Source organism: Aeromonas sp. 160P, from assembly GCF_055193095.1.
On sequence record NZ_JBUXKV010000001.1, the window covers coordinates 801,632 to 815,000 of the forward strand.

Below are 13,369 nucleotides of genomic sequence, written 5' to 3' on the forward strand. Positions count from 1 at the left end.
TCTCGTTGATGGGTTGATTCGCAGCCGGAGTGTGGCGACAATCGATACCACATCACTGAGGAGAAACAAGATGCTGGCCCAAGCCATGATCGAAAAGTTGAACGAGCAGATTAACCTGGAGTTCTACTCCTCCAATCTCTATCTGCAGATGAGTGCCTGGTGTGAAGACAAGGGCTTTGAAGGGGCGGCGACCTTCCTGCGTCAGCACGCGGTTGAGGAGCGCCAGCACATGGAGCGCCTGTTCACCTACGTGAGCGAGACCGGTGCCATGCCGCGTCTGGGTGCTATCGATGCCCCTCCCTATGAGTTCAAGTCGCTGGGTGACGTGTTCCGCTCTACTCTGGAGCACGAGTACCACATCACCCAGTGCATCAATGGGCTGGCCCACGTGGCCTTCACCACCCAGGACTACTCCACCTTCAACTTCCTGCAGTGGTATGTGGCCGAGCAGCATGAAGAGGAGAAGCTGTTCAAGAGCATCGTCGACCGTCTGGGTCTGGTGGGTGAAGATGGCAAAGGCCTCTACTTCATCGACAAAGAGCTGGCCGAACTGGCCAAGGGCGCCCCTGCCAGCATCATGGACAGCAACGCCTGATAGTCGTGGACACTTAGTGTTCAGCCAGTACAATAACGGCCCTTTTAAGGGCCGTTATTTATTCTGATGCGAAACCAACGTGGTGTTCCGCCAGAGGCAATCGCGGTTCTGGCCAGGTGCCGTTTTTCTTTTGATAAGTGAGTGATGATGAAGCAGGTCGATGTGGTGGTGATTGGGGCCGGTGCGGCCGGATTGATGTGTGCGGCGCAGGCGGGCTACCGGGGTCGCTCCGTGCTGGTGCTCGACAACGCCAAGAAGCCGGGCCGCAAGATCCTCATCAGTGGCGGTGGTCGCTGCAACTTCACCAACCATCAGGCGGGCGCCCACGCCTACCTCTGCGCCAACCCTCACTTCAGCAAGTCGGCGCTGGCCCGCTACACCCAGCAGGATTTCATCGATCTGGTGGACCGCCACGGGGTCAACTATCACGAGCGCACTCTTGGGCAGCTGTTCTGCCTCGAGAGCGCCAAGGAGATCGTTGACGTGCTGCTCACCGAGTGCGACTGGGCCGGGGTGACCCTGCAGTTCCAGACCGAGATCCTCACCGTCAGCAAACAGGACGAGGGCTTCGTGCTGACCACCAGCAAGGGTGAGATCAGCTGCCACTCGCTGGTGGTGGCGACCGGCGGTCTCTCCATGCCCAAGCTGGGGGCCACCCCTTATGGCTTCAAGCTGGCGGAGCAGTTCGGCCTCAACGTGCTGCCGACCCGCGCCGGTTTGGTGCCCTTTACCCTCCATCAGGCAGAGAAAGAGGCGTTCGCCGATCTGGCGGGCATCAGCCTGCCGGTGGCGGTGACCGCCGAGGATGGCACCCGCTTCAAAGAGGCGATGCTGTTCACCCATCGCGGCCTCTCCGGCCCCGTCATCCTGCAGATCTCCTCCTACTGGCATGCCGGTGAGAAGATCCACATCAACCTGCTGCCGGAGCTGGATATTCCGGCCGCCCTGCGGGAGTGGGCGCAGGCGCACCCGGCGCAGGAGCTGAAAACCGTGCTGGGGCGCGAGCTGCCCAAGCGCTTCGTCGACAAGCTGCTGGAGCTGGGTCAACTGGTCAGCAAGCCGATGCGCCAGTACAACGAGCGGGAGCTGGAAGCAGTGGCCAACCTGCTGGGTGACTGGCAGATCCTGCCCAACGGCACCGAGGGCTACCGCACTGCCGAAGTGACTCTGGGTGGCGTCGATACCAACGAGCTCTCCTCCAAGACCATGGCGGCGCGCGAGGTACCCGGCCTCTACTTCATCGGCGAAGTGGTGGACGTGACCGGCTGGCTCGGCGGCTACAACTTCCAGTGGGCCTGGTCCTCAGGCTGGGTGGCTGGGCAGTACTGTTGATGTCACAGGGGCTGGTTTATCCGGCCCCGATTTATTGGTTGGAGTTATGGTGATCGGTCGGGTTGCCGCAAGGGGGCGCAGATGCTTGAGAATCAGATGATGTTGTTGGCGGTGTTCGAACGGGCGGCGCTGATGCTGATGACCTTGTTCTTGCTGACCCGCACCCGGCCATTCCAGCGACTGTTCCAGAAGCGGGATCACACCCCGGCCGAGCTGGTGCTGGTGGCCTCCATCTTCTGCCTGTTTGCGGTGTTCAGCACCTACACCGGCATTCCGGTGGAGGGGGCGCTGATCAACGTGCGGATCATCGCCATTATCTCCGGCGGCATTCTGTTCGGCCCCTGGGTCGGCATTCCGGCCGGGGTCATCTCCGGCCTGCACCGCTATCTCATCGACATGGATGGTCACACCTCGATCCCTTGCCTCATCGCCAGTATTATCGCCGGTCTGCTCGCCACCTGGCTGCACCTGCGCTGCCGCAAGTCGCGGCTCTGGCTCTACGGCATTCTGGCGGGAATGCTGTGCGAAGGGTTGACCATGCTGCTGATCTGGCAGCTGACCGAGCCTCACTCAATGGGGGTGGAGATCGTCAGCCACATCGCTTATCCGATGATCGCCGGGGCGCTCTGCATCGGCCTCATCATCAAGCTGGTGCAGGATCTGGATGACGAGAAGGAGCTGATTGCCGCCAAGCAGGCCAAGCTGGCGCTGGATATCGCCAACAAGACGCTGCCCTTCTTCCAGAACATCGATCGCCACTCCCTCAGTCAGGTGTGCGATGTGATCCGGCGCGATATCAGCGCCGATGCGGTGGCCATCACAGATACCCATGACGTGCTGGCCTATGTCGGGGTGGGCAAGGATTATTACGAGCTGGACGAGCACCACGCCATCAGCGGCATGACCCAGCAGGCGGTGCTGCTCGATCAGATCATCATCAACAACGATCTGCGCCAGTATCACCTCTCCGATTTCCACTCGGTCATCATTATTCCACTGCGGGAAAACGGCTCGGTGAGCGGCACCCTCAAGATCTACTACCGCCGTACCCACAGCATCACCAGTTCGCTGCGGGAGATGGCGGTGGGCCTCTCCCAGCTTATCTCCACCCAGATGGAGGTGTCGCGCATCGAGCAGCTCAAAGAGATGACCCGCAAGGCGGAGTTCACCGCGCTGCAGAGCAAGATCAACCCGCACTTCCTGTTCAATGCCCTCAACGCCATCTCATCCTTGATCCGCATCCGGCCCCAGCAGGCGCGCCAGTTGATCGCCAATCTGGCGGATTATCTGCGCTACAACCTCAACAAGGGGGATGAGCTGATCGACATTCAGGAGGAGCTGCAGCAGGTGCGCGACTACGTGGCCATCGAGCAGGCCCGCTTCGGCGACAAGCTGGAGGTGGTGTTCGAGGTGGACGATGTCCACATTCAGGTGCCGAGCCTGCTGTTGCAGCCGCTGGTGGAAAACGCCATCCTGCACGGCATCCAACCCCGCAGTGCGCCGGGTCGGGTCACCATAGAGGTGAAACAGCTGGCGGGCGGCATCCGGGTATCGGTGCGAGACACCGGTTACGGCATCAGTCAGGCGGTGATCGACGGCGTGGCCGCCGGTCGGGTGGAGAGCCGCAGCATCGGCCTGATGAACGTGCATCAGCGGGTCAAGCTGCTCTATGGCGACGGCCTGCATCTCAAGCGGCTGGAGCCGGGTACCGAAGTGAGTTTCTATCTGCCGGATCAGGAGTCGATGCCATGCTGAGTGCCATCATGGTTGAGGATAAGTGTGTGCCGCGAGAGGTGTTGTCATGCTGAAAGCCATTATTGTGGAAGACGAATGTTTGATACGGGAGGAGCTGGCCTCTCCTGCGCTCCTTCAGGGGGCAATGTCATGCTGAAAGCGATCATAGTGGAAGACGAATATCTGGCTCGCGAGGAGCTGATCTATCTGGTGAACCAGCACAGCACCATCGAGATCGTGGCGAGCTTCGAGGATGGGCTGGAGGCATTCAAATACCTGCAGGATCACGAAGTAGATGTGGTGTTTCTGGATATCCAGATCCCCTCCATCGACGGCCTGCTGCTGGCCAAGAACCTGCACAAGTCGAGTCATCCGCCCCACATCGTCTTTGTCACCGCCTACAAGGAGTTTGCGGTGGAGGCGTTCGAGCTGGAGGCGTTCGACTACATCCTCAAGCCCTACAACGAGCCGCGCATCATCAATCTGCTGCAAAAGCTCGAGCATGCGGGCAAGTCGCAGCCAGCCACCACGGGGGAGGTGAGCGGCGACGTGATCAGCCCGCAGAATCGCACCGTCAATCTGGTGAAGGGGGAGCGCATCATAGTCACCCCCTGCGAGCAGATCTACTACGCGGAAGCCGATGAGAAGCTCACCTATGTCTACACCCGCGATGATCGCTACGTGATGACCATGACCATCAGCGAGTTTGTCAGCCGCTTGCCTGCCGAGGGGTTCTTCCGTTGCCATCGCTCCTACTGCGTCAACATCAACAAGATCCGCGAAATAGTCCCCTGGTTCAACAGCACCTATCTCATCCGGCTCCATGATCTGCCGTTCGAGGTGCCGGTCAGTCGCAGCAACATCAAGGCGTTCCGTCAGCTGATGCGGCTCTGATTGTCATTCATTCCCGCCGATCTGCATTTCATGCCTTAATCGATCGGCGCGAGCTGCGTCTTGCCTATAGTGGCCTCAATTTCCTGAAGGCCATCGACCGAGACGCATCATGACCAAAGAGATGAATCGCACCCGCTACCTGACACTGATCGGTACCATCATCACCCAGTTCGCACTGGGTTCTGTCTACACCTGGAGTCTGTTCAACGCCCAGCTCTCCGACAAGCTGGACGAGCCGGTGAGTCAGGTGGCCTTCGCCTTTGGCCTGCTCAGCCTGTCGCTGGCAGTCGCCTCCTCCATGGCGGGCAAGCTGCAGGAGCGGTTCGGGGTGCGCAATGTCACGCTGGGTGCTGGCGTGCTGCTCGGCATCGGCTTCTTCCTCACCGCCCACGCCAGCAATCTGGCGATGCTCTACCTCTGCGCCGGCATTCTGGTCGGTTTTGCCGACGGTACCGGCTACCTGATGACCCTATCCAACTGTGTGAAGTGGTTCCCGGAGCGTAAGGGGCTGATCTCCGCCTGCTCCATCGGTGCCTATGGCCTCGGCAGTCTCGGTTTCAAATACATCAACCTGCTGCTGCTCTCCAGCGCGGGTCTTGAGACCACCTTCCAGCTGTGGGGCTTGATCGCCATGTCCATGGTGCTGGTGGGCGGCATGCTGATGAAGGATGCGCCCAAGCAGGCCGCCTCTTTGCAACAGAGCGAGAGCCGTGACTTCACTCTGGCCGAGGCGATGCGCAAGCCGCAGTACTGGATGCTGGCGCTGATGTTTCTCACCGCCTGCATGAGCGGCCTCTACGTCATCGGCGTCGCCAAAGATATCGGCGAAAGCATGGTCGGTTTGTCGACTGCGGTGGCCGCCAACGCCGTTGCCATCATCGCCATGGCCAACCTCGGTGGCCGTCTGGTGCTGGGGATCCTCTCCGATAAGATGTCCCGTATCCGGGTCATCACCATCGCCCAGCTGATCACCCTGGCGGGCATGGTGCTGCTGCTTTTTGTGCCGCTCAACGCCAACCTGTTCTTCGTGGCGGTGGCCTGTGTGGCGTTCAGCTTCGGCGGCACCATCACCGTCTACCCCTCGCTGGTGAGCGACTTCTTCGGTCTCAACAACCTGACCAAGAACTACGGCGTCATCTATCTGGGCTTTGGTCTGGGCAGCATCATCGGCTCCATCGTGGCCTCCCTGTTTGGCGGCTTTATGGCGACCTTCAACCTGATCCTGGTGTTGCTGGTGGTGGCGCTGGTGCTCTCCCTCACCATCCGCCTGCCGGCGCCGGTAGCGGTGGAGCGGGCCTGATAAGCCTCCCTGCCACAGCAAGCAAAAACAGAGACCCGGGCCATGCCCGGGTCTTTGCATTTCCGATGGTCGATCAGCGCGGCGCTAGCCCCAGCAACTGGCGGGCCTGACGGCAGGTCTCCTGCACCGTTGACCACTCATCACCGGTCACCGTGATGTGGCCCATCTTGCGGCCGGGGCGGGGTTCGCCCTTGCCGTAGAGGTGCAGATGCAGACCGGGCAACGCCAGCAGGGCGGCCCAGTCGGGCGTGCCGTTTTGCCAGAGATCCCCCAGCAGGTTGATTAACAGGGCGGGGCGCACGGCGATCTGTTCTGGCAGCGGCAGATCGCACAGGGCCCGCACCTGCAACTCGAACTGGCTGCATGCGGCATTGTCGAGGCTGGGGTGGCCGGAGTTGTGGGGGCGGGGCGCCAGCTCGTTGACCAGTAGCCGTCCCTCCACCAGAAAGAACTCCACCGTCAGCACCCCCACGTAATCGAGGGCGGCGATCAGCCGCTCGGCGATCTCTTTGGCCTCGACTTCCAGCGCCGGCACATTGGCCGGTGAGCGGGTCTGATCGAGAATGCCGCCGCTGTGCCAGTTCTCAACCAGTGGCAGGGCGCTGATGGCGCCGCCCGGACTGCGAGCCAGGGTCAGGGCAAACTCCCCCTCCAGCGCCAGTCGTTTCTCCAGTACGCAGGGTACGCCGCTGGCAGTCAGCGCGCTCGCCAGCTCATCCAGATTGCTCACCTGCCACTGGCCCTTGCCGTCGTACCCCTCGCGGGCGGTCTTGAGGATGGCGGGGAACAGCGTGCTGGCCTGTGCGGGGATGGGATCTCCCGCCAGCAGCGCCAGATGGGGGGCGACCGGGATGTCAGCCCCGCGCAAAAAGGCCTTCTCCTCGCGGCGATCCTGACAGATGCGCACCGCGCTGGCGGCTGGTCGCACCGGTTTTTGCTTTTCCAGCAGGGCGAGGGTGGCGGCAGGCACGTTCTCGAATTCGCAGCTGATGGCGGCGCAGCGGCTGGCCAGATCGTGCAGAGCGGCGTGGTCGTCATAGGAGGCGACAATATGGTGATCGGCGGCGGCACCGGCGATGCTGGCGGGGTCGGGATCCAGCACCACCACCTTGTAGCCGAGGCGGTGAGCGGCCATCACGAAGTAGCGGCCGAGCTGACCGCCCCCCAGCATGCCGAGGGTGGCGGGGGGCACTATCATGTCGGCTCCTCCAGTTGCAGCGCCAGCACCCGGTCACGCTCGTGGGTGCGGAAGTCGTCGAGCTGCTGCCGGTAGCGGGGGGCGTCGTCATCCCGGGCGACCGAGAGCAGGGAGACCGCGAACAGGGCGGCGTTGGCTGCCCCTGCTTCACCAATGGCGAAGGTGGCGACCGGCACACCTTTGGGCATCTGCACGATGGAGAGCAGGGAGTCCATCCCCTTGAGGTGGCGGGAGGGGATGGGCACCCCCAGCACCGGCAGGGTAGTCTTGGCTGCGACCATGCCCGGCAGGTGGGCGGCGCCACCGGCTCCGGCGATGATGGCGCGCAGACCGCGATCGCGGGCAGTTGCGGCATACTCGAACAGCAGATCCGGGGTGCGATGAGCCGAGACTACGCGCGCTTCGTAGGGTACGCCGTGCTCCTTGAGGATGCGGGCGGCTGCTTGCAGCACGGGCCAGTCGGAGTCGGAGCCCATCACCAGGCCGATCAGCGGAGGGGTGTTCATGTGTATTGGTTCCTTGCTGTTAAACGTTTGCTTTAAGTGAACAAAAAGAGCCGGCAAGCCGGCTCAGAATTTCTCGGGTCGCACGATTTCGACCGGTTGCAGAAAGGCGATCATGGCGTAATCGGGGTAGTAGCGACTCTGCAGATGGGCCAGCAGCCGTTCTGCCTGCTCGCGGCTGCAGATCGCTTCCAGCCGGATATTGCCGCTCTCGCTCCAGCTGGCGTTACGCTCGCCGTGATCACCCCGACCACGGGCATCGGTGATGGTGTAGCCGCGCAGTCCCTCTGTGGTGAGGGTGCGCAGCAGAGTGGGCTCCAGATTGGCTTCCGTGATGACGGTGAGCAGGGTGCGGGTCTCGGTCTGCATGTGGCTACTCCGTAAAGTGGTGGGCCCAGCTGTGGTAGAGCGGGATACCCAGCATGATGTTGAACGGGAAGGTAACCCCCAGCACGGCGCTAAGGGACAAACCGGGATTGGCCTGGGGCAGGGCGATGCGCAGGGTGGCAGGCACGGCAATATAGGAGGCACTGGCCGCCAGGGTGGCCAGCAAGGTCAGGCCGCCGAGTGAGAGCCCTATGATTTGGCCAACCGCCAGTCCCAGTAAGGCAGAGGCCAGCGGCATCAACAGCGCGAAGCCGAGCAGAAAGAAGCCATGCTTGCGCAAGTCCTGACACTGGCGGGCGACGATCAGCCCCATCTCCAGCAGGAACAGTGCCAGCGCCCCCTTGAACAGGTCGACGAACAGCGGTTTGAGCGGGGCAACCCCATCCGGGCCAGCCAGATAGCCGATGGCCATGCCGCCAATGAGCAGTGTGACTCCCTTGCCGAGGAAAGTCTCGTGGGCCAGCATGCGCCATTGAGTCTGGCGACTGACCCCACGAGCCAACACGATTCCCACCAGGATGGCCGGGATCTCCATCACCGCGAGGAAGATGGATAGCTGGGATTCAAAGCTGATGCCGCGCTCGGTCAGCCAGTTCACCCCGACCGCAAAGGTGGCCACGCTGACCGAGCCGTAATGGGCGGCGGTGGCGGCGGCATCCACCCGGTTCATCTTGATCCGCAGCAGGGCAAAGCCTGCCAGGGTCTGCACCACCCCGAGCAGGATAACCAGCGCCAGCTGTGGTAGCAGGGGTAACAAGGGTTGTTGGGCCAGACCGACGCCGCCCTTGAGGCCAATGGCCAGCAGCAGGAAAAGAGAGAGGGTATCGTAGAGCGCGGGCGGCAGTTTCAGTTCTGATCGCACCAAACCGGCCAACAGACCAAACAGAAAGAACAGAACAACAACATCCAGCATGATGGCTCGTGGGTTGGCGTGGAGATAATGGTTGCATGCTAGAGCCCGCGATGTTTCGATAAAATCAGATTCTGACTGATGATTGTTCGGTAAAAACTGATAGGGGACGGCATGCTCAACTACAAACAGCTCTACTACTTCTGGCATGTGGCGCGCTGCGGCAGTGTGACGCAGGCAGCGCAACAGTTGCATCTCACGCCACAAACCATCAGCGGTCAGGTTGCCGAACTGGAGAGCTCCCTCGGGGTGGCGCTGTTCAACCGGGTGGGACGGCGCCTTGAACTGACGGCTGCTGGACGGCAAGCGCAGGAGCAGGCGGGGGAGATTTTTTCGCTGGGGGCCGAGCTGGAACACTCCCTGCGCCACGCCAGTCAGGAGCTGACCATGCAGGTGGGGATCGCTGACTCGGTGCCCCGAGCGTTGGCGTTCGAGCTGCTGGCCCCGGCGATGGCGCTGGCAACACCGCTGCGGTTGATATGCCACGAAGAGCGGGCCGAGCTGCTGTTCAGTGAACTGGCCCGTCACAAGCTCGATATGGTGCTGATCGATCGTCCGCTGCCAGCCGACAGCAATCTGCGCGGTTATAACCACGAACTGGGACGCAGCCCGCTGGCGCTGTTTGCCACACCCGAGCTGGCCGCGCGGGCGCGGGCTGGTTTTCCCGCCTCGCTGGAGGGGTTGCCGTTGCTTATCCCCGGTGACAAATCCGCCACCCACGACCGGTTGCTGGAGTGGTATCGCCAGCAGGGCATCCATCCTCATCTGGTCGGTCAGTTTGACGACTCCACTCTGATGAAGTCATTCGGCAAGGCGGGGATGGGGATCTTTCCCGCGCCACTGGCCATGGCCGACGAGATTGTGCGTCTCTACGGGGTGGAACGCATTGCCACCCTGCCCGAGGTGACGCTCTCCTACTATCTGGTCTCGGCGGGGCGCCATCTCTCCCATCCCGGGGTGCAGGCGGTGATGGCGGGGGCACAGCAGCGGCTGGCAGCGCTGGGTGGCCATACATAGAAATCTGGATGGCTATACATCCAGCTTTGCTCTGCCTATAATCTCCGCGCTTTGGCGCATCATGCTTAATAGGGAATCCGGTGGAAATCCGGAGCTGGCGCGCAGCGGTAAGGGGGAGCGAAGCGACATCAGGGCACTGCTGTCAGGTGGGAAGCCGTCGCCATAGGTTATTGGCCCCCGAGCCCGAAGACCTGCCAAAGTTCGTATTTCGTGCCGAGAGAAACCGGCCACGAAGTAGATACTTACGCGAACTTAAGGATCTCTCATGTCCAAGACATTATTGGTGGCGGCTGCCCTGTTGCCGACGGCGGCGTTTGCCCAGCAGCTAACTATTCCTGTCAATCCCACCATGGTGGTGACCGCAACCCGCGTCGCCCAACCTGCCTCCAGCGTTCTGGCCCCGGTCAATGTAGTGACCCGGGATGAGATCGATCGCCTGCAAGCCCAGACCGTGACCGATGTGGTCAAGACCCTGCCCGGTGTCGAGGTTGTCAGCAATGGTGGCCGTGGCCAAATGAGCTCGCTGCGGGTACGTGGCGGAACCTCTTCCCAGACGTTGGTGCTGGTGGATGGGGTACGCAGTGCCTCCCTGACCGCCGGGATGACCGAACTGAACAACCTGCCACTCAATCAGGTAGATCGGATTGAGTATATCCGCGGCCCGCGAGCCACTATCTACGGCTCTGACGCCATCGGTGGGGTTATCAACATCATTACCCGACCCGACAAGGGGACCAATCAGCACAAGTTCAATATCGGTGCCGGTTCCCATCAACAACGCCAGGCATCTTTCAGTAGCGCCAGTCAGGTGGGTGAGGCCGGTCAACTCAAGGTTGCCGGTGGTTTCGATGATGAATTGGGTTACAACGTACATCCCTTGCCTGGCATCAACGATGGTGACCGTCACGGGCATCAGGGCTACAACGCCATGCTCGATTATCAGCAGGCTCTAGCCAGCAACTGGGATCTGTTCGGTACTACCCGCTGGTTCCGCAATGTGGCCCAGTATTCGGGAACTGATGCAAACTATGCGCCGCATCGAGCCGAAACGTGGACGGAAAATCAGAGCTATCAGCTGGGTTCCCGCTATCACAACGAGCGCTACCTGAGCGAATTGCGCGGAGCCTTCTCCAGACAGGACGCCTACGATTATCTCGACAACAGTGGCCGTGATCAGGCCAATAATCGTGGCTATACCCGCCAATACAGCCTGAGCTGGGTCAACAGCCTCAAGCTGAACGAGTTGTGGACGCTCGGCGGCGGTGCTGATTGGCAGCGCGATATGCTGGATGATCGCTCGCGCTCTTCTGGCTCTCCCTATCCGGCAGGGGCCAAGGAACGGGACAATACCGGGGTCTATGCCCTGGCCCAGTTCGACAACCAGACATGGCAGGGCGAGCTGAGCGGGCGCAGTGATGACAACGAACAGTATGGCCGCCACAACACCTGGCAGACCGGTGCTGGTTGGCGTTTTGCGGAGGATTACCGCCTGAGTGCCCGTTACGGCACCGGTTTCCGCGCTCCCTCCTTTAATGACCTCTACTATCCGAGGTCAGGTAATCCCAATCTGAAGCCGGAAGAGTCGAAGAGTAGCGAGCTGATGTTGGATGGTCAAACGGCTGGCGTGGAGTGGCGAGCCACCGGTTATCGCAACGACTTCGAACAGATGATCCAGTGGGCACCAACCAATCCGGGTGACCCCAATAGCGTCTGGAGCCCGCAAAACGTTGGCAAGGCACGGATTGAAGGGGTCGAGCTGGAAGGGGAGTTCGACACCGGCTGGCTGAGCCATCGGATCTCTGCCGAATACAAGGATCCCAAGGACAGAGTGACTGACAAGCAGTTGCAACGGATCTCCCGCAAAGGGGCCAAGTGGATTACGCAGGCGCAGTGGCAACAATTTGACGGCTCGTTGAGCTGGATCTATCAGGGAGATCGCTATGACGACGTGGCCAACACTACCAAGCTGGGTGGCTACAGCGTGTGGAATCTGGCTGTTGGCTACAAGTTGACCCCGGAGCTCAAGGTATCTGGCAAGATCAACAACTTGCTGGATAAGGAGTATCAGACTGCGGTGGGTTATCCGGCCGATGAGCGCGCTTACTACGTGATGATGGATTACGCTCTGTAAATAGCGTCTTCTTGATCGGAGAAAACCGAGGCCCTGCCATATGCGGGGCCTTTTCTATTGGGCACAGGCGGGAGTATGATCGCCGCCTTGCACCAAAGGGGAGCTCAAGTGGCCAATATTCTCGTGTTTGATTCCGGTATGGGTGGCTTGACCATCTATCGCGAGATCCGCCGCGCGCTGCCGGCACACCACTATTTCTACTGTTTCGATAACGCCAACTTCCCCTATGGTGAGCTAAGCGAACCGGCCCTGATTGCCGCTTGTTCCCGATTGGTCACTACCATGGTGTCCCGTCATCATATTGATCTGGTGGTCATTGCCTGCAATACCGCTAGCACTATCTGCCTGCCAGCACTGCGCGCGGCACTGGATATTCCGGTGGTGGGGGTGGTGCCCGCCATCAAACCGGCCGCGGCCCAGACCCGCAATGGCTGTATCGGTCTGCTGGCCACGCCTGGTACGGTGAGCCGACATTATACCCATGAGTTGATTGCCCAGTTTGCACCGGGCAAGCGGGTATTGCTTAAAGGCACCACCGAGTTGGTAATAGAAGCAGAACACAAGCTGGCAGGGTTGCCGGTCAATATGGCGCTGCTGCAAGAAGTGTTGGCTGACTGGCTGGAAGGGGAAAGCGTGCCTGATACGCTGGTGTTGGGGTGTACCCATTTCCCGCTACTAAATGAAGAGATCCAGCAACTGATGCCGCAGTGTCAGTTGATTGACTCAGGCCGTGCCGTCGCCAAACGGGTTGCCTGGCTGCTGGCCAGTGGGGTGAACTCCGCTTCTGTATCAGTGCCATCGAATGAAGGGATGGCCAAGGCTTACTGCACCCGGCTTGATGAGACGGCTCAAAAACTGAGAGCCCCCTTGCAAGCATGGGGGCTCTCATCACTGGAAGAGGTCAGGGTCTGACGCGGGATTAGATCTCCGCTTCACTCCCCTCCCTTTCTTCTTTATCCCGCTTGTCATTCGCTTCACGTACCTTGAGGGTACGCTGCTGGTACTCTTTGTCATTCAATGCAGCAATCGCTCTGGCGGCATCTGCTGCGGGCATCTCAACAAAACCAAAACCTCTGCGCTTGCCGGTGGCTTTGTCCTTCATCAACCGCACGGATATCACCTGGCCTTGTTCGGCAAACAATTCGCGCACGGCAATCTCGTTGGCGCGATAGGGCAGGTTGCCTACATATAAGGTGCAAGTCTCCTGACTGGAGATCGATTCAGCGGCATCAGCCTGGGTTCGCTTCAGGAACAGCGGTACCACAAAACCGCCGATGGCCAGACCTGCTGCAAAAATCACTTCTGCTTTTAAAGAGAAGTGCAGGGCCTGGGCTACCAGGTAACCAACCACTGCCAATATCAGAGCAA

Annotated in this window: 13 protein-coding genes and 1 riboswitch (1 of these 14 only partly in view); of the genes, 8 read left to right on the plus strand and 5 right to left on the minus strand. The window is 60.6% G+C overall.

Annotated elements, in window-relative coordinates; translation table 11 throughout:
- Positions 1-70: 70 nt before the first annotated feature.
- From ftnA to ACY8FN_RS03835, 5 genes are all read left to right on the plus strand, one after another.
- Positions 71-595: a non-heme ferritin gene (gene ftnA, locus ACY8FN_RS03815; RefSeq protein ID WP_463099270.1), complete on the plus strand. Its 525-nt coding sequence runs from the start codon at positions 71-73 to the stop codon at positions 593-595.
- Positions 596-742: 147 nt separating this feature from the next.
- A complete protein-coding gene (locus ACY8FN_RS03820) occupies positions 743-1,927 on the plus strand; it encodes a BaiN/RdsA family NAD(P)/FAD-dependent oxidoreductase (protein WP_216641256.1) in 1,185 nt (394 codons plus the stop codon).
- A gap of 81 nt (positions 1,928-2,008) precedes the next feature.
- The gene (locus ACY8FN_RS03825) at positions 2,009-3,682 is read left to right on the plus strand and encodes a LytS/YhcK type 5TM receptor domain-containing protein (protein ID WP_463099271.1); all 1,674 of its coding nucleotides are present in this window, start codon (positions 2,009-2,011) and stop codon (positions 3,680-3,682) included.
- Between the two features lie 129 nt (positions 3,683-3,811).
- Complete coding sequence (locus tag ACY8FN_RS03830; protein ID WP_139728398.1) at positions 3,812-4,555, plus strand: LytR/AlgR family response regulator transcription factor; 744 nt, start codon at positions 3,812-3,814, stop codon at positions 4,553-4,555.
- 109 nt (positions 4,556-4,664) lie between these two features.
- Positions 4,665-5,855 carry an L-lactate MFS transporter gene (locus ACY8FN_RS03835; RefSeq protein ID WP_005357090.1) on the plus strand — a complete coding sequence of 397 codons (1,191 nt, stop codon included), beginning with the start codon at positions 4,665-4,667 and terminating at the stop codon, positions 5,853-5,855.
- A 73-nt stretch (positions 5,856-5,928) separates the two neighbouring features.
- Here ACY8FN_RS03835 and ACY8FN_RS03840 read toward each other — a convergent pair whose 3' ends face one another.
- The 4 genes from ACY8FN_RS03840 to ACY8FN_RS03855 all read right to left on the minus strand — a co-directional run bounded on the left by ACY8FN_RS03840 (position 5,929) and on the right by ACY8FN_RS03855 (position 8,856).
- Positions 5,929-7,053 carry a 5-(carboxyamino)imidazole ribonucleotide synthase gene (locus ACY8FN_RS03840; RefSeq protein ID WP_463099272.1) on the minus strand — a complete coding sequence of 375 codons (1,125 nt, stop codon included), beginning with the start codon at positions 7,051-7,053 and terminating at the stop codon, positions 5,929-5,931.
- The gene (gene purE, locus ACY8FN_RS03845) at positions 7,050-7,559 is read right to left on the minus strand and encodes a 5-(carboxyamino)imidazole ribonucleotide mutase (RefSeq protein WP_033115295.1); all 510 of its coding nucleotides are present in this window, start codon (positions 7,557-7,559) and stop codon (positions 7,050-7,052) included. The genes ACY8FN_RS03840 and purE overlap by 4 nt, the downstream gene beginning before the upstream one ends.
- Positions 7,560-7,622: 63 nt before the next feature.
- Positions 7,623-7,925, minus strand: a complete 303-nt coding sequence (locus ACY8FN_RS03850; RefSeq protein ID WP_101317593.1) for a P-II family nitrogen regulator — start codon at positions 7,923-7,925, stop codon at positions 7,623-7,625.
- A gap of 4 nt (positions 7,926-7,929) precedes the next feature.
- Positions 7,930-8,856 (minus strand): sodium-dependent bicarbonate transport family permease, encoded by a 927-nt coding sequence (locus ACY8FN_RS03855; RefSeq protein ID WP_162515541.1) that lies wholly within the window; start codon positions 8,854-8,856, stop codon positions 7,930-7,932.
- A 111-nt stretch (positions 8,857-8,967) separates the two neighbouring features.
- On the opposite strand from ACY8FN_RS03855, the gene ACY8FN_RS03860 reads away from it, so the two are divergent.
- The 3 genes from ACY8FN_RS03860 (at position 8,968) to murI (ending at position 12,913) form a co-directional block, all read left to right on the plus strand.
- Complete coding sequence (locus tag ACY8FN_RS03860) at positions 8,968-9,870, plus strand: LysR family transcriptional regulator (protein ID WP_463099273.1); 903 nt, start codon at positions 8,968-8,970, stop codon at positions 9,868-9,870.
- A 35-nt stretch (positions 9,871-9,905) separates the two neighbouring features.
- Positions 9,906-10,083: riboswitch (cobalamin riboswitch) on the plus strand.
- 52 nt (positions 10,084-10,135) lie between these two features.
- Entirely contained in the window at positions 10,136-12,001 is a 1,866-nt protein-coding gene (locus ACY8FN_RS03865; RefSeq protein ID WP_463099274.1) for a TonB-dependent receptor domain-containing protein, read from the plus strand.
- 108 nt (positions 12,002-12,109) lie between these two features.
- Positions 12,110-12,913 carry a glutamate racemase gene (gene murI, locus ACY8FN_RS03870; RefSeq protein WP_463099275.1) on the plus strand — a complete coding sequence of 268 codons (804 nt, stop codon included), beginning with the start codon at positions 12,110-12,112 and terminating at the stop codon, positions 12,911-12,913.
- 7 nt (positions 12,914-12,920) lie between these two features.
- Here murI and ACY8FN_RS03875 read toward each other — a convergent pair whose 3' ends face one another.
- Positions 12,921-13,369 carry the 3' portion of an RNA recognition motif domain-containing protein gene (locus ACY8FN_RS03875; RefSeq protein ID WP_463099276.1) on the minus strand. It continues 43 nt past the right edge of the window, so only the last 449 of its 492 coding nucleotides appear in the window; the start codon falls outside the window, past its right edge; the stop codon is at positions 12,921-12,923.

Coding starts and splice junctions, on each gene's coding strand:
- ftnA (WP_463099270.1), top strand. CDS start 71: ATGCTGGCCCAAGCCATGATCGAAAAGTTGAACGAGCAGATTAACCTG.
- ACY8FN_RS03820 (WP_216641256.1), top strand. CDS start 743: ATGAAGCAGGTCGATGTGGTGGTGATTGGGGCCGGTGCGGCCGGATTG.
- ACY8FN_RS03825 (WP_463099271.1), top strand. CDS start 2,009: ATGCTTGAGAATCAGATGATGTTGTTGGCGGTGTTCGAACGGGCGGCG.
- ACY8FN_RS03830 (WP_139728398.1), top strand. CDS start 3,812: ATGCTGAAAGCGATCATAGTGGAAGACGAATATCTGGCTCGCGAGGAG.
- ACY8FN_RS03835 (WP_005357090.1), top strand. CDS start 4,665: ATGACCAAAGAGATGAATCGCACCCGCTACCTGACACTGATCGGTACC.
- ACY8FN_RS03840 (WP_463099272.1), bottom strand. CDS start 7,053: ATGATAGTGCCCCCCGCCACCCTCGGCATGCTGGGGGGCGGTCAGCTC.
- purE (WP_033115295.1), bottom strand. CDS start 7,559: ATGAACACCCCTCCGCTGATCGGCCTGGTGATGGGCTCCGACTCCGAC.
- ACY8FN_RS03850 (WP_101317593.1), bottom strand. CDS start 7,925: ATGCAGACCGAGACCCGCACCCTGCTCACCGTCATCACGGAAGCCAAT.
- ACY8FN_RS03855 (WP_162515541.1), bottom strand. CDS start 8,856: ATGCTGGATGTTGTTGTTCTGTTCTTTCTGTTTGGTCTGTTGGCCGGT.
- ACY8FN_RS03860 (WP_463099273.1), top strand. CDS start 8,968: ATGCTCAACTACAAACAGCTCTACTACTTCTGGCATGTGGCGCGCTGC.
- ACY8FN_RS03865 (WP_463099274.1), top strand. CDS start 10,136: ATGTCCAAGACATTATTGGTGGCGGCTGCCCTGTTGCCGACGGCGGCG.